16 protein-coding genes are annotated in these 21705 nt (G+C 61.3%); 8 read left to right on the forward strand and 8 right to left on the reverse strand.

The features are described 5' to 3' along the window. Window positions 1-41: 41 nt before the first annotated feature. From tuf to rpsL, 4 genes are all read right to left on the reverse strand, one after another. Complete coding sequence (gene tuf, locus ACOFKT_RS11940) at window positions 42-1229, reverse strand: elongation factor Tu (protein ID WP_419804213.1); 1188 nt, start codon at window positions 1227-1229, stop codon at window positions 42-44. A gap of 317 nt (window positions 1230-1546) precedes the next feature. Further along, on the reverse strand, window positions 1547-3637 hold the full coding sequence (gene fusA, locus ACOFKT_RS11945; protein ID WP_419804214.1) for an elongation factor G: 2091 nt from the start codon (window positions 3635-3637) through the stop codon (window positions 1547-1549). Window positions 3638-3826: 189 nt separating this feature from the next. Beyond that, window positions 3827-4300, reverse strand: a complete 474-nt coding sequence (rpsG, locus tag ACOFKT_RS11950; protein WP_419804215.1) for a 30S ribosomal protein S7 — start codon at window positions 4298-4300, stop codon at window positions 3827-3829. 155 nt (window positions 4301-4455) lie between these two features. Further along, window positions 4456-4836: a 30S ribosomal protein S12 gene (rpsL, locus tag ACOFKT_RS11955; RefSeq protein WP_419804216.1), complete on the reverse strand. Its 381-nt coding sequence runs from the start codon at window positions 4834-4836 to the stop codon at window positions 4456-4458. A gap of 231 nt (window positions 4837-5067) precedes the next feature. On the opposite strand from rpsL, the gene ACOFKT_RS11960 reads away from it, so the two are divergent. The 6 genes from ACOFKT_RS11960 (at window position 5068) to ACOFKT_RS11985 (ending at window position 13409) form a co-directional block, all read left to right on the forward strand. Further along, complete coding sequence (locus ACOFKT_RS11960; RefSeq protein WP_419804217.1) at window positions 5068-5490, forward strand: hypothetical protein; 423 nt, start codon at window positions 5068-5070, stop codon at window positions 5488-5490. A gap of 102 nt (window positions 5491-5592) precedes the next feature. Then, on the forward strand, window positions 5593-7701 hold the full coding sequence (locus ACOFKT_RS11965) for a S9 family peptidase (protein WP_419804218.1): 2109 nt from the start codon (window positions 5593-5595) through the stop codon (window positions 7699-7701). 1321 nt (window positions 7702-9022) lie between these two features. Continuing rightward, window positions 9023-10543, forward strand: coding sequence for an IMP dehydrogenase (guaB, locus tag ACOFKT_RS11970; RefSeq protein ID WP_419804219.1), 1521 nt, complete (start codon window positions 9023-9025; stop codon window positions 10541-10543). Between the two features lie 189 nt (window positions 10544-10732). Then, window positions 10733-11797, forward strand: coding sequence for a glycoside hydrolase family 43 protein (locus ACOFKT_RS11975; RefSeq protein WP_419804220.1), 1065 nt, complete (start codon window positions 10733-10735; stop codon window positions 11795-11797). Window positions 11798-11850: 53 nt separating this feature from the next. Continuing rightward, complete coding sequence (locus tag ACOFKT_RS11980) at window positions 11851-13029, forward strand: radical SAM protein (RefSeq protein ID WP_419804221.1); 1179 nt, start codon at window positions 11851-11853, stop codon at window positions 13027-13029. Beyond that, a complete protein-coding gene (locus ACOFKT_RS11985) occupies window positions 13026-13409 on the forward strand; it encodes a hypothetical protein (protein ID WP_419804222.1) in 384 nt (127 codons plus the stop codon). The genes ACOFKT_RS11980 and ACOFKT_RS11985 overlap by 4 nt, the downstream gene beginning before the upstream one ends. 159 nt (window positions 13410-13568) lie before the next feature. Here the strand turns inward: ACOFKT_RS11985 and ACOFKT_RS11990 are convergent, their stop codons facing one another. The 4 genes from ACOFKT_RS11990 to ACOFKT_RS12005 all read right to left on the reverse strand — a co-directional run bounded on the left by ACOFKT_RS11990 (window position 13569) and on the right by ACOFKT_RS12005 (window position 18354). Then, on the reverse strand, window positions 13569-14159 hold the full coding sequence (locus ACOFKT_RS11990) for a DUF4142 domain-containing protein (protein WP_419804223.1): 591 nt from the start codon (window positions 14157-14159) through the stop codon (window positions 13569-13571). Window positions 14160-14363: 204 nt separating this feature from the next. After that, entirely contained in the window at window positions 14364-15491 is a 1128-nt protein-coding gene (locus ACOFKT_RS11995; protein WP_419804224.1) for an SDR family NAD(P)-dependent oxidoreductase, read from the reverse strand. Between the two features lie 92 nt (window positions 15492-15583). Beyond that, window positions 15584-17179 carry an ArnT family glycosyltransferase gene (locus ACOFKT_RS12000; RefSeq protein WP_419804225.1) on the reverse strand — a complete coding sequence of 532 codons (1596 nt, stop codon included), beginning with the start codon at window positions 17177-17179 and terminating at the stop codon, window positions 15584-15586. A gap of 149 nt (window positions 17180-17328) precedes the next feature. Further along, window positions 17329-18354 carry an LLM class flavin-dependent oxidoreductase gene (locus ACOFKT_RS12005; protein WP_419804226.1) on the reverse strand — a complete coding sequence of 342 codons (1026 nt, stop codon included), beginning with the start codon at window positions 18352-18354 and terminating at the stop codon, window positions 17329-17331. A gap of 430 nt (window positions 18355-18784) precedes the next feature. Between ACOFKT_RS12005 and ACOFKT_RS12010 the strand changes: the two genes are divergently transcribed. Both ACOFKT_RS12010 and ACOFKT_RS12015 read left to right on the forward strand, forming a co-directional pair. Continuing rightward, window positions 18785-19528, forward strand: a complete 744-nt coding sequence (locus tag ACOFKT_RS12010; protein WP_419804227.1) for a DUF305 domain-containing protein — start codon at window positions 18785-18787, stop codon at window positions 19526-19528. A 13-nt stretch (window positions 19529-19541) separates the two neighbouring features. Beyond that, window positions 19542-21587: an LVIVD repeat-containing protein gene (locus ACOFKT_RS12015; RefSeq protein ID WP_419804228.1), complete on the forward strand. Its 2046-nt coding sequence runs from the start codon at window positions 19542-19544 to the stop codon at window positions 21585-21587. The last annotated feature ends 118 nt before the right edge of the window (window positions 21588-21705 follow it).

Genomic DNA, 21705 nt, shown 5'->3' on the forward strand with positions numbered 1-21705 from the left:
GGCCCTTGTGCTTTGCTTTGGTTGTGCTGTATGCGGGTGCCTTACTTGAGGATGTCGGTGATGGTTCCGGCGCCGACGGTGCGTCCGCCTTCGCGGATGGCGAAGCGGAGGCCCTTTTCCATCGCCACCGGGGTGTGCAGCGTGATTTCCAGGCTCACGTTGTCGCCCGGCATCACCATCTCCGTGCCCTCCGGCAGCTTGGCCGATCCCGTCACGTCCGTCGTCCGGAAGTAAAACTGGGGACGGTAGCCGTTGAAAAACGGGGTGTGGCGTCCGCCTTCCTCCTTCGACAGAACATAGATCTCGCCCTTGAACTGGGTGTGCGGCGTGATCGATCCAGGCTTGGCCAACACCATGCCGCGCTCCACGTCTTCCTTGGCGATGCCGCGCAGCAACAGACCCGCGTTGTCGCCCGCCAGACCCTCGTCCAGCTGCTTCTTGAACATCTCCACGCCCGTCACCACCGTCTGCCGGGTGTCCCGGAAGCCGACGATCTCCGCAGGCCCGCCCACGTTGATCTTGCCACGCTCGATGCGGCCCGTCACCACCGTGCCACGGCCCGAGATCGAAAAGATATCCTCGATCGGCATCAGAAACGGCAGATCGACCAGGCGATCGGGTTGCGGAACCGTCGCGTCCACCGCCGCCATCAGCTCGTCGATCTTGGCTTCCCACTTCGCTTCGCCGTTCAAGGCGCCCAGCGCAGAGCCGCGGATCACCGGAACGTCGTCGCCCGGGAAGTCATACTTCGACAGGAGCTCGCGGACTTCCATCTCCACCAGGTCCGTCAGCTCCTCGTCTTCCACCGAATCGCACTTGTTCAGAAACACAACAATGTACGGAACGCCCACCTGCCGGGCCAAGAGAACGTGCTCCTTGGTCTGCGGCATCGGGCCGTCCGTCGCCGCCACCACAAGGATCGCGCCGTCCATCTGCGCCGCGCCCGTGATCATGTTCTTGATGTAATCCGCGTGGCCAGGGCAGTCCACGTGCGCATAGTGACGGTTCGCCGTCTCATACTCCACGTGCGCCGTCGCAATCGTAATGCCGCGCTCCCGCTCTTCCGGAGCGTTGTCAATCGTGTCAAACGATCGAAACGCAATCTTCGGGTTGTGCTTCGACAACACCTTCGTGATCGCCGCCGTCAACGTCGTCTTGCCGTGATCAATGTGCCCAATCGTCCCCACATTCACGTGAGGCTTCGAACGATCAAACTTTTCCTTCGCCATTGCTGTACTCCTTTGTCTGACTTATCTTGTTGCTATCTATCTCTGTAACGCGATTAGCTCAACTACAAGCATCGCGAGAAACACAGCCTGCCTCATCACAAAAAGCCGGTACGTACGCAGTTGACTTCGATCCACTCTGCGAGATGTCGCTCCCGTGCGTTCTGCAACCGAAGCCAGTTGAGCATCTTCGGTCGACTGCGACTGCTTCGTCCGTCAACAAAGTCCTGAGTCTCTGCTGCATGAAACCGCAGAAGGATGCGCTCGCAATCGTCACGATATAGAGCGCACCTTACCACGTCGTCATTCCGAGAGCCTGGCTACTTCTCGCGCCCTTGCACCTTGGCAATGATTTCTTCGCTCACGTTGCGCGGTGCTTCCTCATACTGCGCGAACTGCATTGTAAAGTTGCCGCGGCCCTGCGTTGACCCACGCAGGTTCGTGGCGTAGCCGAACATGGTGCTGAGCGGCACCGTCGCCTTGATCGCCTGCACGCCACCGACCATTTCCATGCCCTCGATGCGGCCACGGCGCGAATTCAGGTCGCCGATTACCGTGCCCATGTAGTCCTCCGGCACGGTCACTTCGACTGCCATTACCGGCTCCAGTAGAACTGGCTTCGCCTTGCGAGCGGCTTCCTTGAACGCCATGGAACCGGCAATTTTGAATGCCATTTCGTTCGAATCCACATCGTGGTAGCTGCCGTCATACAACGACACCTTGATGTCGACCATCTCGTACCCGGCGAGCACACCACCGGCCATCGCCTCCTGGATGCCTTGATCGATCGGCTTGATGTACTCCTTTGGAATCGAACCGCCCTTGGTGTCGTTCGAGAACTCGTACCCCTTGCCGGTTTCGTTTGGCTCAATACGAATTTTCGCGTGGCCGTAATTACCCGAACCGCCCGACTGACGAATGTACTTGCCCTCGGCTTCCGAGTTCGTACGAATCGTCTCGCGGTAGTTCACCTGCGGCTTGCCGACGTTCGCTTCGACCTTGTGCTCACGCATCATGCGGTCGACGATGATCTCCAAGTGCAGTTCGCCCATGCCGGAGATGATGGTCTGACCGTTGGTCTGGTCCGTGCGCACGCGGAAAGTCGGATCCTCCTGCGCGAGCTTGGCCAATGCCATGCCCATTTTCTCCTGGTCGGCCTTGGTCTTCGGCTCCACCGCGACTTCAATCACTGGCTCGGGGAAGTCGATTGATTCCAGGACCACCGGCGACCGGTCCGAACAAATCGTGTCACCCGTGACCAGATTCTTCAGACCGACCGCGGCGCAGATGTCGCCTGCAAGGATCTCATTGATTTCTTCGCGCTTGTTCGCGTGCATCTTCAGCAGACGGCCAATGCGCTCCGTTTTGCGCGTACGCGGATTCAGCACCGAGTCGCCAGTCTTGAGCGTGCCGGAATAGTTGCGAATAAAGATCAACTGGCCGACGAACGGATCGGTCATGATCTTGAATCCAAGCGCGGAGAACGGCTCGCTGTCATCCGGCTTGCGGATGATCTCCTTCTCCGGGTCCTCAGGATCGTGGCCGATCATGGGCGGGATGTCGAGCGGGCTGGGCAGGTAATCCACCACCGCGTCCAGCAGCGTCTGCACACCCTTGTTCTTGAACGAAGAACCCATTAGCACCGGGAAGATGTGCATGCCGATCGTCGCCTTCCGGATTGCCGACTTCAGCTCCGCCTCGGTCGGCTCCTCGCCCTCCAGATACTTCTCCATCAGGGCATCGTCCTGATCGGCCACGGCCTCAATCAGCGCGTTGCGAAACTCCTGTGCCTTGTCCTTCAGGTCGGCCGGAATCTCTTCAACCGAGTACTCCGCACCCATGGTCTCGTCGTGCCAGAGGATCGCCTTCATGCGCACCAGGTCGACGACGCCGGCAAACTTAGCCTCAGCGCCAATCGCGATCTGCGCCAGCACTGCCTTGGCACCAAGGCGGTCCTGAATAGTTTTTGTCGCGTACTCGGCGTCGCCGCCGTTCTTGTCCATCTTGTTGATGAAGCAAATGCGCGGCACCTTGTACTTGGTCGCCTGACGCCACACCGTCTCGGACTGGGGCTGTACGCCCGCGACCGCATCGAAGCACGCCACCGCGCCGTCCAGCACGCGCAGCGAGCGCTCCACCTCGGCCGTAAAATCCACGTGGCCGGGTGTGTCGATGATGTTGACGCGAATGCCGTTCCACATGCAGGTCGTCGCGGCCGATGTAATCGTGATGCCGCGCTCCTGCTCCTGCTCCATCCAGTCCATGGTCGCGGTGCCTTCGTGCACTTCGCCGATGCGGTGATTCACGCCGGTGTAGAACAAGATGCGCTCAGTCGTGGTCGTCTTGCCGGCGTCGATGTGGGCCATGATGCCGATGTTGCGGCATTTATTCAGCGGAATTGTGCGTGCCACGTTGTGTGTTCTCTCTGCGGAGCCGGGCTCCGCGGTGTGTTCTGTTGTCAGTTGCGAGTTGCAAGCTCCGCGTGAACGTAAGGCGCCGGCCTTTGTAACCCGGTCGTAACAGTCCGCCTTACCTGCGAATACGCCGGCGTCAGGACGCCGGCGCACTCACAACTCACGACTGGGAACTCTAAACTTGAATTACCAGCGGTAGTGCGCGAAGGCCTTGTTCGCCTCGGCCATGCGGTGCACATCTTCCTTCTTCTTCATCGCGGCGCCCCGGCCATTTGCGGCATCCAGTAACTCGGCGGTCAGCTTGTCAACCATGCCCTTCTCGCCACGCGAACGGGAGAATGTGACCAGCCAACGGATCGCCAGCGACGTGCGGCGCTCCGGGTTTACTTCAATCGGCACCTGGTAGTTCGCACCGCCCACACGGCGGCTCTTCACTTCCAGCAGCGGCTTCACGTTCTCCACGGCCTTCTTGAACAGCTTCAGGGCATCGTCTCCGCCGCCCTTTGCTTCCAGATTGGTCATGGACTCGTAAAAAATTGCCTGCGCGGTCGACTTCTTGCCGCCCCACATCATGCTGTTCACGAACTTCGTAACGAGCGTGGACGCGTACACCGGATCGGCGACGACCTCACGCTTGGCAATATGACCTTTTCTTGGCATCTCTTCTCTTTTCTTCTTCCCCCAGCGCCGTAAACCTCTCAAGCATCTGGGCTTGGTTAAACCGTCGCTCTCGTACTTCGCTGCCCCCGCTCTCCTGCCCCAAAAACCAAGCAACGAAACGAGAGCTTAGGAACGAGAGAAAGACGAACAACGAACTACTTCGCGGCCTTCGGACGCTTCGCGCCGTACTTCGAACGGCTCTGCAAGCGCTTCGCAACACCCACCGAATCCAGCGTGCCGCGCACAATGTGATACCTAACACCTGGCAAATCCTTCACACGGCCACCGCGGATCAGCACGATCGAGTGCTCCTGCAAATTGTGACCCTCACCCGGAATGTACGAGGTGACCTCAATGCCGTTTGTCAGGCGAACACGGGCAACCTTGCGCAACGCCGAGTTCGGCTTCTTCGGCGTCTGGGTGTATACGCGAGTACACACGCCACGGCGCTGCGGCGATCCCTGCAGCGCGGGGCTGGCCGTTTTGTAGTTCGGCGCGGTGCGCCCCTTCTTCACAAGCTGATGAAACGTAGGCACTCGGAACTCCTGAATCGAACGTAAGAACGTGGAACTGCTCTGAACCGAAATCTGCTAAAACTTTGGCATCTGGAGCCGGATTCCTCACTTGAGGCGTGCTGCCGGCCTGATCTCATCTGAAGCGGCTCTGACACGCTCCGCGAGACCCCTCCCACGCGCACCCTGCCGCAGGCGCACTTCGGAGACTTCACAACCTTCTCACTCTATCAATGCTGGCCCCGGAGCGTCAACATGCACCGCAGCGCAACGTTCCACAGCTTCGCCACATCTCTGTCGTCTACAGGAGGTACGCACACCATGGCGGATGACGTCCAGAACGAACGGTCTTACAACACAACCCCACCCGGTGAAGCGCCAGCCAGCCCCGGCGAAAACACCCGCCCCGAGGACCAGAGCTACCCACTCGAAGAAGCAATGAAGGCCCAGGCAGCCCTGCGCACCGCCGCACGTATGCCGCCCGAACGCTTTCCGCTTGCTCAGATCATCGGTATGTTCTCCGACGAGATCGAAGTTCTTCGCAAAAACGGCCGCCCCGATAACGAGATCGCCGCCATTATCTCCGGCAGTTCCATCCTCCGCGTCACAGCCGACGAGATTCGTAAGTTTTACGCCACCCCCGAAGAACGCCGGAAAAATACACTCGGCGCACGATAATACTTTCGCTCGGCCGATCAGCGGACTGCGTGGTGCAAGGTCATGCGCGGCGAATCGCCATATCAGCGGCGCTGCCGCACCGATATTCGCTATCCTCTCATCATGACGTTTGCGACCGCGCCCCGCCGCGCTCTCCTCGCCGCCCTCGCCTTTGTCCCAGTGCTTACCACTGTCGCTCAGTCGCCTCAAAAGGCCCCGGATATGACCCTGGCCCAGCCCAGTCCGCGTGTTGCCGCGGCCATGCAGGCCATGGAAGCGCAGCGCAACACCGGATTGCGCCAGCCCGGCGCGGTCGAAATCTCTCCCGACGGTAAGCAGATCGCCTGGACCCTCTACGGCGGCGGCGGCGCATCCGGTGGCGGACGCCGCGGCGGCGGTGGCGGGAGTCTGCACATCAGCCCTATCGACAACCCCAAACCCGAAGACACCACCGTCACCGCGGGCGAAGGCTGCTCCGCCTCCAACCCGCGCTGGTCGCCCGACGGCAAGACCCTGGCCTTCACCGCAACCTGCGCCGACGGCCAGCCGCAACTCTGGCTACGTGACAACGCGAGCGGATCGGTGAAGCAGATCACGCACATTACGGGCGCGATGACCTCGCCCGCCTGGGCACCAGACGGCTCGTCGATCGCCTTCCTTTACGTTGAAAACGCCACCCGCGCCGCCGGCGCACTCGCCGCCATGAAACCACCCGCCGGCGTCATCGGCGAGGACGGCGTCGAGGTCCAGTGGGTCGCCGCCGCCGACGCCCACACCGGCGCACTCTCGGTCCTCACCCCGAAAACCCTTCACGCCTACGAATTCGACTGGGCACCCGACGCAAAGCACATCGCCTTCACCGCCTCCAACCCGCCCGGCGAAAACACCTGGTGGATTGCTCAGATGTACACCGTGCCCGTGGGCCAACCGGACCAGGCAAAAAGCATCCTCAATCCCAAACACACCATCGCGTCCCTGCAGGGCCTGCAGATCGCGGTGCCGCGCTACTCGACTAACGGTCGCGACATCGCCTTCATTGGCGGCCTCATGAGCGACCAGGGCTCCACCGGTGGCGACATTTACCTGATGGGCGCAGACGGCTCCGGACTCCAGGACCTCACGCCCGGCCGTAAGTCCACGCCCGTCTATCTCGCCTGGGCCGACCCCGATCACATCGTCTTCTCGGAAGACGTCTCCGGCAAATCCCACCTCGGCCTGCTCGGCACCAACAAGAAAGAGCTCTTTTCCGGCTGGACCGAGCCGCAGTCCATCGGCAGCGGCCGCGCCTCGCTTTCGTTCTCGTTCGCACCCAGCGCGCGCGCCGTCGCCTTCGTGTCCTCCGGCCCTGACAAGGCACCCGAAATCTACGCCGGCGACTTCCGCGGCATCCGCCCGGTCACTCACCTCAACGACGCCGTCAAGTCCACCAATAGGACCGTTTCCATCGAGTGGAACAACGACAACTTCCACGTGCAGGGCTGGCTCAGTCTGCCTGCCAACTACGATCCGTCGAAGAAGTACCCCATGATTGTCTCGGTCCACGGCGGGCCGTCGGCGGAGGTGGGCCCCTCCTTTGGTAACCCTGGCGGCAGTCTCTATACGCAGCTCGGCTATTTTGTTTTCCAGCCCAACCCGCGCGGCTCCTTCGGCCAGGGTGAGTCTTTCACCGCTGCCAACCGCAAGGATTTCGGCTACGGCGACCTCCGCGACATCCTCGCCGGGGTCGACCAGGTCGAAAAACAGTACCCCGTCGACGACAACCGCCTGGGCCTCACCGGCTGGAGCTACGGCGGCTTCATGACCATGTTCGGCGTCACCCAGACCCACCGCTTCCACGCCGCCGTCGCCGGCGCCGGCATCTCCGACTGGCTCAGCTACTACGGCGAAAACTTCATCGACCAGTGGATGGTCCCGTTCTTCGGCGCCTCGGTCTACGACGACCCCAGCGTCTATCAGAAGAGCTCCGCCATTACCTACATCAAGCAGGTCACCACGCCCACCCTGGTCATCGTCGGCGACCGCGACGGCGAGTGCCCCGCGCCCCAAAGCTACGAGTTCTGGCACGCCCTCCGCGCCGAAGGCGTGAAGTCGCAACTCGTCATCTACCCCGCCGAAGGCCACGGCTTCGTCAACCCCACCCACATCCGCGACCGCAACATCCGCTCCGCCGACTGGTTCGAACAGTACCTCAACGGGCAACCAGCAACAGACCAGCGCGCCTCCACCCGCTAAGCACCCAGCTAGCTTCCATAAGCGAGCTCCGCTTACCCAACAGCACCGTGCCCCACCCTTCGCCGCGCTCTTTGCGGCTAACGTGGGCGAACCGCCACTGAAGTCACGTGCCCCATTCTTTGCGCGCTCTCTGAGCGGACAGTGGGGCCGTGGCAGCGGTAAACTCCAGAGCCATCAAGGACCACGTACAGTGTCATCCTGAGCGCAGCGAAGGATCGCTTTTCCGCGCGAGTGCGAAGCACAAGCTCGACCGGCTTTAGCCGCCGAGGTAGCAACAGGTCACAACCCGATTGCGGCTTTAGCCGCCGAGGTAATAAAAGCCTCACATACCAGCGTGCGGCCGGACTCGCCGAATCAGCTGGGCGTCACCTCGATGAAATTCGTACCCTCTCCCTTTATGGCACTGCTTACTCCTACGGAACTCCAGAAGCTGACCCGACCGGAGCGCCTCGCGCTCATCTCACAGCTTTGGGATAGCCTCAAGAGCGAGCACGTTCAATCACGGCGGCGCAGCGCGAAGAGTTGGATCGCCGCCTCACCACGCTAGACGAAGACCTCGAGGCAGGAACTTGTGGGAAACGTTGAGACATGAAATGGCAAATCGCCATCGCTGATGCATATCGTCGTGTTCACCTCAGCCGCCCGCTTTGAGACGCACTGCTGACCGAATCCCCTATGCATTCATTTTCGTCATCAGACCAAACGGATTTATTAGCTCTTTCCCTTGCTCCCACAGTAGTCTGAACGCGCTACCAGCAACGGGTCGGATTATGCCTCGGAACCGAGACGGCGAGATGCCCACTTCATTCAACTCTGTCGAATTTTGGAGGTCATAAGCTACTTGTCTTTCAAGAGCAGGATGAATGCACGAAGATCTCTTCGGCATGCAAGTATGCGTTCAGCATGGATACGTCGCGCACGTAAGCGCGCTGTAGTCAATCAACGTGCCGAATGGGACCGATACGAATTTCAACTGAAGGAATGGCTTGCCTGGAACTCCCGGCAACACGCTATTACGCAGATGAGTGCGGTGTCCCTACATGAACCGAGCGTAATGTGTGCTACGGGCAGGCATAACGCTTGCTGTGTCCAATATGCTGGCCCTCGGCCAGTTCGTTGTTCTTGCGCGTGTCACAGAACAAACTCGGGCGCACCCATTCTCGGAATGCCGCATAATCGGCTTCCGAGACCATTCGCTAAAGCCTTGTCCATGTTGAAAAGCTTTATCAACTTCTTTGACAATCTATTCTGAATTGCACTTCTTACCTAAGCACCCCAGTTTGCCTTCCCACCCACCCCGGCCTACACTGCCAAGAACCGTATGCTCGTTGTACCCGTACCGGAAGCCCTTACTTTTGACGACGTCCTGCTCGTCCCCGCCTTCTCTGACGTCGTTCCCGCCCAGGTCTCCACCGCGACGCGCCTCACCCGCCGCATCACCCTGAACACGCCGCTGCTCTCCGCGGCCATGGACACCGTCACCGAGTCGCGCCTTGCCATCGCCATGGCCCAGGCGGGCGGCATGGGCGTCGTCCATCGCAACCTCACCATCCGGCAGCAGGCCAGCGAAATCGATAAGGTCAAGCGCTCCGAATCCGGCATGATAGTCGATCCGGTCACCATCGAACCCGACCAGCCCATCGCCGCCGCGCTTGAAGTCATGCGCCGCTACAAGATCTCCGGCGTCCCCGTCACCAACAAGGGCAAGCTCGTCGGTATCCTCACCAACCGTGACCTCCGCTTCGTCAACGAGACGGACATCCCCATCGCCGATGTGATGACCAAGCAGAACCTCATCACCGTCCCCGTCGGCACCACGCTTCATGAAGCCGAGCACATCCTCCACCAGCACCGCGTCGAAAAGCTCCTGGTGGTGAACGACGCCTACGAGCTCAAGGGCCTCATCACCGTTAAGGACATCCAGAAGAAGCTCAAGTACCCCAACGCCTGCAAGGACGAGCAGGGCCGCCTGCGCGTTGCCGGCGCCATCGGTGCAACGGGTGACTACCTGGAACGCGCCGCCGCCCTCGTCGAAGCCCGCGCCGATGCTCTCGCCATCGATTCCGCGCACGGCCACTCCTCGCGCGTGCTCGAAGCCGTCCGCGAAGTTAAGAAGCATTTTCCCGAAGTCGACCTGCTCGCCGGCAATATCGCCACCTACGACGGCTGCAAGGCCCTGATCGACGCCGGCGCGGACGCCGTCAAAGTCGGCATCGGCCCCGGCTCCATCTGCACCACGCGAATGGTCACCGGCGCCGGCATGCCCCAAATCACCGCCATTGCGGAGGCCGCCCGCGCCGCGCAGGAAGCCGGCATCGCCGTCATCGCCGACGGCGGCATCAAGTACTCCGGCGACATCACCAAGGCCATCGCCGCCGGTGCCTCGGTCATCATGATCGGCTCGCTCTTCGCCGGCGTTGATGAGTCGCCCGGTGAATCCATCCTTTACCAGGGCCGCACGTTCAAGGCCTACCGCGGCATGGGTTCGCTCTCCGCCATGTCTCAGGGTTCCGGCGAGCGCTATTTCCAAAGCACCAACGACCTTAGCCCGCTCGCGGAACAAAAAAGCCTGACCGCACCCGAGCCCAGCAACGCCAACCGGCTCGCCAAGTTCGTTCCCGAGGGCATCGAGGGCCGCGTACCCTACCGTGGCCAGCTCGGCGACATGGTCTACCAGCTTGTCGGCGGCCTGCGCAGCGGCATGGGCTACCTTGGCTGTGCCACCATCCCGGAGTTGCAGCAGAACGCGCGTTTCGTCCGCATCTCGGGCGCCGGCCTCCGCGAGTCCCACGTCCACGACGTCGTCATCACCCGCGAAGCTCCCAACTACCACGCCGAGTAATCTCCGCTACCCGGGCTCTGTCCACCAGTTTTCGCTCATTAGAAGCACTGTCATTTCGACCGGGGCACCCATAGCTTCATTGTGGGTGCACAGCGGAGAACCTGCATTTCGGTCCAGCGACGAACCCGTATGCTGGCTCTCACGCTGCAACTTCCTGTTTATCTTTCGCCTGCACTCTACAATCGTGCCGTGCCCAAGCCATCACGACAGCCCGCTCATCGTTCGCATCCTCTTGGCCGCATCGCAGCCGCTTTCATCACCGTCGCTGCCATGCTCCCAGCACTCACCCGCGCCCAGCAGCCCACCTACACCAACCCAGTCATCGCCGCGAACTTTCCCGACCCCACCGCCCTGCGCGACGTTGACGGCACTTATTGGGTCTACGGCACCCGTGGTGACCATCCGCAGGCAAACATCCAGATCGCGCACTCGACCGACCTCGTCCACTGGACGCGCCTCGGCGACGCGCTTCCGGTCAAGCCCACCTGGGCCAACCAGAAGCAAAATTTCTGGGCGCCTGATGTCCACCGCTTCGGCTCGACTTACTTCATGTACTACGCCGCCGAAAGCAACGGCAGCACGGTCGGCAAGCCCGGCGAAGGCGTGCAGGGCATGTGTCTTGGAGTCGCGACCAGTCGTACCGCCGCCGGCCCGTTCGTAGATTCCGGCGCGCCCCTGCTCTGCGGCAAAAGCTTCATCGACATCGATCCCATGGCCTTCGACGACCCCGCCACCGGCAAGCACCTGCTCTACTGGGGCTCCGGCTTTCAGCCCATAGAGGTGCAGGAGCTCACCGAAGACCGCCTCCACTTCAAACCCGGAACCACGCCCACGGCCCTGATCCAACCTGTCCCCGGCGGCGGCGACGAGAACTACCGCCGCCTTGTCGAGGGTGCCTGGACCACCTTTCATGACGGCTGGTATTACCTCTACTTCTCCGGCGACAACTGCTGCGGCGAACACGCCCACTACGCTGTCATGGTCGCCCGCTCCCGCAGCGCCTTCGGCCCGTTTGCGTCGAAGGGCACCAACGGCGTACTCCTCCAGGCCAATAACACCTGGCTTGCCCCCGGTCACAACTCCACGGTCACCGACGGCGCCGGCCAGGAATGGATCCTGTACCACGCCATCGACCCCACCCACCGCGATGAAGGCCGGCTGCTTCTGCTCGACCGCATCAACTACCGCGATGGCTGGCCCACGGTGAACGGCGAAACTGCCTCAGCCGGTCCCACACCCGCGCCCAAACCGTAGCGGTAACTTTCCGGCTTTGACGAATGGTGCGGTACGGGCCTACGCTGTTCTGTATGGACGAAGAAAAGGCGAAACCTGACACGCTGTTCCCCATTCTGGCCGGTCAGCGCCTTACCGCACTTGGCCGCGCCGCTGCCGATGCGGAACAGATCGACGTCGGTCACGACGTCCGTTTCCGCGCCCTTGAAAGCCGTTCCATCCTCAACAAATCCGTCTCAAAGCGCCTCCACTGGATGGCCTGGTCGATCAATCCCTATCGTGGTTGCGAGTTTGGTTGCCGCTACTGCTACGCGCGCTATACCCACGAGTTCCTGGAAAGCGCACCCGGCGACGACCAGGCCGTTAAGCCGGGACTCCGCGCCCCCGAAGCTTTCGAACGCGAAATCTTCGTGAAGCAGAACGCCGCTTGGCTGCTTGAGCAGGACCTTCGCCGCCTGGCTCGCCAGAACCGCCTGCATGAAGAGATCGCGCTCGGCACCGCGACCGACCCGTGGCAGCCCATCGAGCGCCGCACCGGCGTTACGCGCAGCCTGCTTGAGGTAATGGCGCGCCGCGACGGCCTGCGCCTCGGCATCGTCACGAAATCCACGCTCATTGAACGCGACATCGACCTGCTGCAGGAGATTGATCGCCGCAGCACCCTCGTCGTCCACATCACCATCACCACGCCAGACGCGGAGTTGGCCCGCAAGCTGGAGCCCCGCGCACCCCGACCCGACCTGCGCCTGCGCACCGTCCAGCGGCTGCGGGAGGCGGGCATCCGCACCGGCATTCTGAACTCGCCGTTGCTGCCCGGCATCACGGACGGACCGACAGAAATCGACCGCATGGCCCAACTCGCGAAAGAGGTGGATGCAAGCTTCTTCGCCGCCATGCCGCTCTTCCTAAAAAGCTGCTCGCGGCCGACCTACTTCCAGTTCGTGCGCGACCACTTTCCGCACCTGCAGGCCGAGTACCTCCAACGCTTCCGCAACATGGACTTCGCCGACCGCCCTTATCGCGAGCGCCTCAACGCTCTCGTGCAGGCAAGCTGCCGGCGCTATGGCTTACATGAACGCCTAACCGACGCCCTGCTGACCCGTGATGCCGGCGATCCGAAATCCTCAGCGCCCCAGTCTTTTGCTGCCCAGCCGCGCGGCCTGTCCGTGCAGGGCCGCACCGCCGGACTGAAAAAGCCGTCCGCCTCCGACCAGGTCTGCATGCAGGCAAACCTATTCGAGTCCTCACGTTGAGCACTCGGATCTTTCTGAGTCGCGGCTGGTCATCGCTCCATCCGAAGAGCATGTTCGCCCTTGGCACGATCACTCTTTTATCGCTGGCGCTCATGTCCGGCAATGAGCTATGCGTAGCCGTGTTTGTGGAACCGGTTTTGCGCGCGCTGCCCGAGGCGCAACAGGTGAGTACCGTACCGCGCTTCGCGGGCCGGCTCGGTACGTTTATGCCGCCCTGGTATGCCATTACACTTCTGCTGACAGGTACGTTCGCTTTCCTTCGGCTTCGGCACGGCGATCTTTCGTGGAACGGCGCGACGGCATCCCTGCTCTTGCAGTTACTGGTGCTGGCCGTCACACTTACGATGTTGGTTCCGCGAAACACGCGGTTAGCAAAATGAAATCCGCTTACCCGTCCTGGAAAACCGACGCGAAGCAATGGGACAACCTCCATCGCATTCGCGTAGTGACCCTCCTGCTCGCAACGGTCGTCCTTGCGGCGCGATAAGCTGAGCCGCAGGAACGTGTCGGTGTCGCCCCACACCGCGGGTCAAGCTTCGTTAGCTCTGAACGTCGTGCGCCTTCGCGAGGATTTTGGCTCGCGCGGCGTGCTTCTTATCCGTCGATGCACTCTGCATGGCCAGCGACTTCACGGCCGGAACAGTGCTGCTCTTGGCTTCTGACGACTCTTCCTGCTCAATGTTCTGATTACCCTTCACGAGCTCTTGAACATAGGCCTTATCGAAATCGGTGCCGCTGAGCTTGCTCAGCTTGTCCACGGTCGACTGGTTGTCCGGCGTCATGTCGGTTGGGCTCACGGCAGAAGTTTCAGCAGCTTTGTCTGCCGCTGCGATCTTGACCTTGATCGTGTCATGGTCGTGCACGACCATGCGGGCGTACTGCTTCACGTCAGCGGACTGGCTCTTTTCAAGAGCAAGCTGGCTGGTCTTGATTTCGAAGTTGCTATCTTTTCCCAGGTCCTGCAGAAACTGCCTATCCTGGTCTGAGGCCATGTGCTTGCCGGACGTTTGCGCATTGCACAAGCCTCCCGCCATTGAGGCCGTTACAACCGCGGCCAAAAGCGCACCTGCGCGCTTGCTTCCTGAACTCTGTAACATACATACCCCTTTTCGTAACCCGCTATCGGGCACCTTACTCTTATGTAGATAGCTCCCTGGATATGCACGTTGTCCCTCCCGGCCCGCGCCAAACAACGCAAACGGCGGGTTTTACGTACGTCAACATCCGCGCGGCTATGGTTCCGGCGTTCCGCCAACAGATGAATTTGGCCGATCTTGACCGCACCCGAGCCGAATCAAATCGTCGTGATCGACAACGTTCGCGTTCGCGGTGATCTACAGCTTCACGCTCTGCACGATGCCCTTGGCGCGCAGGCCGGCTTCGATGTCGGAGAAGTAATCCTTCACCTCGCCTTGCGTCTTGATCCAGGCGAGATACCGCCCGATGCCTTCCTCAATGCTCACCTGCGGCTCGTATCCGATGCTTTGAATGCGCGAGATGTCGGAAGTGAGATAGCGAATTTCGCCGGGGCGAAACTCACCGCGCGCGAGGGGTTGCAGGTCAAGCCCAAGCTGCTCCGCGATCACCTCTGCCAGGCGCCGCACGCTGGTTGCCTTGCCGCTGCCCACGTTCACCGGCAGGCCATCCAGCTTGTCGGTCTCCGCGACCAGCAGGTTCGCCCGCGCAATGTCCTCCACGAAACACATGTCGCGCGTCTGCCCACCGTCCTCGTACATGACGGGTTGCTGATTATTCAGCAGCCGCGTGCAGAAGATGGCGATCACGCCCGTGTAGGGATTGAACAGCGACTGCCGCGGCCCATAGGTGCAGGAGTAGCGGAGCGCGACCGTGGGAATACCCGTCTGCTTGCCCCACAGTAGCACCAGCTTCTCCTGGTCCACCTTGGTCAGCGCGTACACGGTCTCGCCGCCACCAGGCGTCTCCTCCGGCGTCGGAATGGATTGCGTGACCTGGTTGCAGATCGGGCAGTGCACGGTGAAGTCACCGATGCGAAGCTGGTCGACGGGACGGATGTGTGGAACAACCTTGATGTGCTTGGGGCAAAGCGCCGCGCCCTCGCTATAAACCGCCTGCGAGCTGGCGACGATCACCTTCCTGACGGGCAAGTTGTGGTCGCGGATGATCTCCAGCATCTGTGCCGTGCCGAAGCTATTCACCAGAACGTATTTCGCCATCTCTGGCATGTAGCCGCCATACGCGGCCTCATGCCAGACCACGTCGATGTCCGTGAGTGCGGCCTTCATCGTCTCGTAATCCTGCACATTGCCCTGCACGAACTCGGCCTGCGGGTTCACCCATGCGGGCTTGCCGAACTTGTGCGTGTTCGGCTCCAGGTTGTCCAGAATGCGGACGGTCCAACCCTCGCGAATCAGCAAGTCGACAATGTGGGAACCAATCAGCCCGGCGCCGCCGGTCACAAGAGCACGCTTTTGGTGAGTCATAGGGCTATGGTATCGAGTCTTCCCGCCGAAGCGGGACAGAGCGGTGGCGTAGTGGCGTGTATGAATTCCGTCCGTGCTTGAATCAGGCCTAGTTAATAGTAAAAGCGTTCGTCCGCCCAACGGAATGGCGCGCCGGGCTTCCGGTCGCGTAGCAGGTAGATGTTTCGACGCTCGAAGGGCATGGAGTATGGGTCACTGTTGTGGCCCAGCAGAGTCACCGAGGCATACTTGGTGCCAACGGCTGCTTGTGTGTCCGGGATGATCGCGATCACCAGGTTGGGATCGCAGTCATGTGTCCCCCAGGTCCAGTAGCTGTTCTGGCCGCTGATGGCGGGCGGCAGTGTGTCGTGGAAGAGGTGGTTGCGAAAATCGATGTTGCCGGCTTCGCCATAATCCTTGCCAAAGATACACACGCGTCGCTGATCTGAGGCTGAGAGTGCATGAAACGCCCCCGAAACGACGCTGTACTGCTGGTCCCAACCGAAGCGGTCGGCAAAGAATTGTGGAAGCGGGCCGCTGCCGCCGCTTTCCGTTGGCTTCGCACGCAGGTGCAGTGCGGCGGTGTAACGGACCCAGGCAGAGGGCCGTAGCACTGGGCTGCTCATGGGCAGGATGACGAGACCAGTCAGCAGGAGCAGCGATTCGTAGACGGGGAACGCGAAGATGCGGTCTCGCTGAACTCGTGTGGAAGCAGCGCGGCGATGTTCCCATGCAATCGCACCGGCGGCGAAGAATGCAGGATAAATGCCCTGGAGGTAGTAGTCCTTGGCGTGCGAAATGTACATAATGATGAAGAACGCGACAAAGGTGAAGCCGAGCCATCGCGTGTTGCGTATCGACTTACCGCGCAGCAATGCAACCACTCCGGTGATCCAGAGGAGCGCGTTGAGCGGGTGCATATTGCTGAACTGCGCCAGGAAGAACTCAAGCGGATTCAGAACCAGGTTCTTGCCTTCGACGCGGCCGTTGTGAAGGAACTCGGCAGTGGGCCAATGGTTGTGAATCTGCCAGAGCAGATTTGGAAGTGCAATCAGAAGCAGCAGAGCAATGCCCAGCGCGGTCCATCGGCTCGCAAGCAGGCGGCGTTGCGGCGTGACCAGAAGACCGATGCCTGCCGCGATCAGGAAGAAAGCCATCGAAGGCTTGTTCAGCAGGCCAACCCCAGCGCAGATGCCGAAGAAAGCCCACCAGAGCGCGGGTGAGGCGCCGCGCGCGACCATGATGAGGGCGAGCAGACAGCCGGACCAAAACACAGCTTCAAACGAGTTCATGGACAGAAAACCGTCGACGCCAATGTACTGCGGCGTCACGATCAGGCCGATGCAAGTGAGCGCCTGCGCAGGGCGGCGGCCTCCGAGCGACCAGCACAGGATGCCACCGAGGAAAACGGTAAGCGCTCCGGCAAACGCGGAAAGCACACGAATGCCAAAGACGGAGTCGCCGAAGAGAATCTCGCCGAGGCGGGCCTGCAGAGCGACAATGGGGCCGTGGTCGACATAGCCCCAGGCCAGGTGGTGCCCACAGGCAATGTAGTAGAACTCATCGCGAAAGTAGCTGTACCCGAGATGCTCGGTCCAAAGCGTCAGGGCGAACTGTAGCAGGAGCTTGACCACTGCGAAGAGTGCCGCCAGTTTGAGCGCACGCGCGAGTGCCGGGCTGGTGAAGCGGTTGTCTGTGGTGGAAGGCATCTGCGCCGAGAGTACGCCGGGCTTGTAGGAACAGTTCCGTATCTTGGCAATATTTCTGTCGCCACATGGCGGCCTGCTCCGCCGACCCGCACACGGACGCGGAACGCCTCAGAGCGGGTAGCTGCTTCGTCCGAATACCAAAAGCGTGCTCAGGCGCGGAGTCTGGGGGCGACCTCCATTCCGTAAAGTTCAATGGAATGCATGGTTTGCGCGTGGTTCAGGCCCGCTACGCTGGTTTGCAACTGGATGCGGTGAAGGCCTCCGAGGTCCCCGTTCAGCGTTTTTAGCTTTTCGGCCACGTACTTCGCGTCGCCGACCATTAGTGCGCCTTTGGGGCGGCGCAGGGCGTCGAACTGCGCGCGCGTGACGGGCGGCCAGCCACGTTCTTTACCGATCTGCGTGAACTCGCGGGCGTAGCCGGGGAAGAAGTCGTTCGCGGCCTGTTCGTTCGTATCAGCGACGTGGCCGAGCACGTGAACGCCGACTTTGAGGTCTTCAGTGGGGTGACCGGATTGTTTGCCGGCCTCTCGATACAGGTCGATGAGCGGGCGGAAGCGGTGAGGCTCGCCACCGATGATCGCAACCATCAGCGGAAGGCCGAGCACGCCGGCGCGCACGAACGATTGTGGCGTGCCACCGACGCCAAGCCACACTGGCATCTTCTGCTGCACGGGCCTTGGAAAGACGCCTTGGCCGTTGAGTGCCGGGCGGAACTTACCGCTCCACGTGATGGGGTTTTCCTCGCGGAGTGCGAGCAGCAAATCGAGCTTTTCGGCGAACAGGGCGTCGTAGTCTTGCAACCGCAAGCCGAAGAGTGGAAACGATTCGGTAAAGGAGCCGCGGCCGGCGACGATCTCAACACGCCCGTTCGAAAGCAGATCCAGCGTCGCGAATTCCTGAAACACACGGACGGGGTCGGCGGCGCTGAGCACGGTAACTGCGGAGGCGAGACGGATTCGCGTGGTGCGCGATGCGGCGGCCGCCAGAATGATAGCGGGCGCGGAGTCCAGGAACTCTTCACGGTGATGCTCGCCGAGCCCGAAGGCGTCCAGGCCGGCCTGGTCGGCGGCAACGATCTCCTCAACAAGGTTGGCAATGCGCTGCTGGGCGGAGATCATTTCGCCGGTAACGGGATCGGGGCGGTGCGCAATGAAGCTGTCGATGCCAAGTTGCATCTGTGTACCTTTCCTGCTGAACACTTCGATGTCGAACTATAGTGAACGATGCAAAGAGGGGCGGCTCACGCTTGCCGTGCGGATTACGCCAGCGCCGTCGGCTTCGACCAGAATGTCACCGCGCGCGGGCTTGAGGCCAATTTTCACGCGAGCTTTACACTGTTCACGGTATGCCGTTTCCCTGGAAAACCTGTGCTGTGTGTGGAGAGGAATTTGAGCTGAGACCCGACAAGCCCGGGTACGCAAACCGATGCCTGGAGTGCACGGAAAAAGACACCTCCGCCGCCAGCAAGCCGAGCATGGACGCGACAGATCGCCAGAGTCTTTCAGAAATGAACGAGGCGCGTCGCAACGCGATGCGCAACATGCTTTACCGGAAGGACAGCTGAGCGGTATGAACATTCGCCCGACCCGTTGCATAGACCGATGGATGCTGCCGCGAAATCTCGCCCTGCTCGCGTGTGCGTTCGCCGTGGTGAGCGTGCGTGCGCAAAGCTCCCCAGCGCCGGTGATTGTGCAGCCTGGCGCACCGGGTGCGCCCAGCCACACACTGCCCGCCGGGTCGCATGCTCCGCAGCCCGCGCGTGCACAGGCCGACGTCGATTTCATGCAGGGCATGATCATGCACCACGGCCAGGCCGTCGAAATGACGGCGCTGATTCCGACGCACACAACGGACCCACAGGTCACGGCCATTGGTGCGCGCATCAGCCGTTCGCAGGCGGACGAAATGCAGTTCATGAAGCGATGGCTTCACACGCGCGGCGAGAAGACGGAGATGGCCATGCCCGACGCGATGCCCGGCATGCCAGAGATGTCCATGAGCGGAGCGCCGATGCCGACCATGCCCGGCATGCTGACGCCGGCGCAGATGGACGCGCTACAAAAGTCGCATGGTGCGGAGTTCGATCGGCTGTTTTTGACGGGCATGATCCAGCACCACAACGGGGCATTAATCATGGTGCACGATCTCTTTAATTCGGCCGGTGCAGGGCAGGATGCCGACCTGTTCGACTTCGCGACGGATGCAGACAACACACAGCGTGCCGAAATCCGCATTATGGAAGGTATGCTGAAGCGAAGCAGCGAGTCAGCAGGCAGCAAGTCAGCGAGTCAGCGAGTCAGCACTAGATCGCGACCATCTTTGCGCATGGTGCAAGTGACGTCACAGTAATTTCGGAGGCAAGGTGAAGCGTTTCAGGAACGAGTGGTTGCGTGTTGCCGCGGTTGCGGCACTGGCGATGGGTTCGCATGCGGCGTTGTTTGCGCAGGCCGCGACGCAGAAGGCTCCGGTCGATCAACCGGCCAATGCGAAGGAAGCGGCAAAGCCGACACCAACGGACGAGCTGGATGAGTTCGCGCCAAAACCCGCGCCGCCGCTGCCCGCTGGAATGACGGGCGCAAGCACAACCGATCCGCGCTACACGCTGAAGCCGGGCATGTACGATGCGGGCGAGGTGGCGAGCGGCATGCGCCGCATTACATCGCTGCATAAACCACCGGCGTTCACGCTGGACAGCAATAATCCCGACGATCCTCGCGTGAATACGGCTCTGCAGAAGGTGCTTGGCGTGAGCGACACGGCGAAGATGCCGAAGGCGCTGAAGCCGGTACTGGCGCAGCTTGGCTATGCGAACTCTGACCTGGCGTTTCAGGGCGCGCACCTGTTTCAAGGAAACTTCTACGGCGTGAGCATCTATGACATTGCCAACCCGGCCGCGACCAAGCTGCTGACGACGCTGGTGTGCCCCGGCGGCCAGGGCGATGTGTCGGTGTACAAGAAACTGCTGTTCATGTCCGTCGAAATGCCGAACGGCCACGTAGACTGCAGCGCGCAGGGTTTCCCGCCGAATCCGCCGCAGTCAGAAGAAGATAAGAAGGCAAAGAAGCAACGCATTCCAGTTGCACAAAAGGACCGCTTCCGCGGTGTTCGCATCTTCGATATTTCCGACATTCAGAATCCGAAGCAGGTAGCTGCAGTGCAGACCTGCCGCGGCTCGCACACGCACACATTGGTCGTCGATCCGAACGATGCGGAGAACGTCTACATCTACGTGAGCGGCACGAGCTTTGTGCGGCAGGGCGAGGAACTGGCCGGATGCAACGGCCAGGAGCAGAGCGAAGCGCAGAAGACGGATCCGAACACGGCGCTGTTCCGCATCGACGTGATCAAGGTGCCGGTCGCGGCGCCGCAGCAAGCTGCCATCGTGTCGAGCCCGCGCGTGTTTATGGACCCGCGGACCGGCGCGCTGAATGGCCTGAACAACGGCGGCAGCCACGACAAGGGTGACGAAAAGCCGGTTGACACAAACCAGTGCCACGACATTACGGTGTACCCGGCCATCGGCCTGGCAGCGGGTGCTTGCTCCGGCAACGGATTGCTTCTGGACATCAAGGACCCGGTGCATCCGAAGCGGGTGGATGCGGTCAATGATCCGAATTACAGCTATTGGCACTCGGCGTCGTTTTCCAACGACGGCTCGAAGGTGGTGTTTACCGATGAGTGGGGCGGAGGCCTGGGCGCGCGCTGCCGGCCGAATGACCCAATCAAGTGGGGCGCGGACGCCATCTTCAATTTGCACGACGACAAGCTGAGCCTGGCGAGCTATTACAAGCTGCCGGCCGCGCAGGGCGACACGGAAAACTGTGTCGCGCACAACGGTTCGCTGATCCCGGTACCGGGACGCGACATCGAGGTGCAGAGCTGGTACCAGGGCGGCATCAGCGTGATGGACTTCACCGATCCGGCGCACCCGTTTGAGATTGCCTCGTTTGATCGCGGACCGATCGATGCGAAGCAATTGGTGCTGGGCGGCTACTGGTCGTCGTACTGGTACAACGGCAACATCTACGGCTCCGAGATCGCGCGCGGTCTGGACGTTTTCGAGCTGACGCCGTCGAAGTTTCTGACGCAGAACGAAATTGACGCAGCAAAGAGCCTGCGCGTAAGCGAGCTGAACGTACAGGACCAGCAGAAGCTGGACTGGGCGCCGAAGCTCGTGGTGGCGAAGGCGTACGTGGACCAGCTGCAGCGTTCCAATGCGATCACGGCGGAGAAGGCCTCAGCCATGCTCGCCGAGATCGACAAGAACACAAAGCTGGGCGGTAAAAACAAGTCGGCCCTTAACCACATGGGCGCGGAGGTCGAATCGTCCGCAAACAGCGCGAGCAATCCCACCGACGCAGCCCGCATGCACGCGCTGGCAAAGGTGCTGATGGCGCCGGTGGCGTAGGGCGAGTGGGACAAGCAGGAAGGGCTGCTTCGGCGGCCCTTCCTTTTTGCCAGCAATAGCCGTAGCGACTCACGTTGCTATACTTGGACGTGCACACCTGTGTGGGCCCATCCTTACA

Origin of the sequence: Terriglobus sp., assembly GCF_965201105.1 — a bacterium.
Classification (GTDB): domain Bacteria; phylum Acidobacteriota; class Terriglobia; order Terriglobales; family Acidobacteriaceae; genus Terriglobus.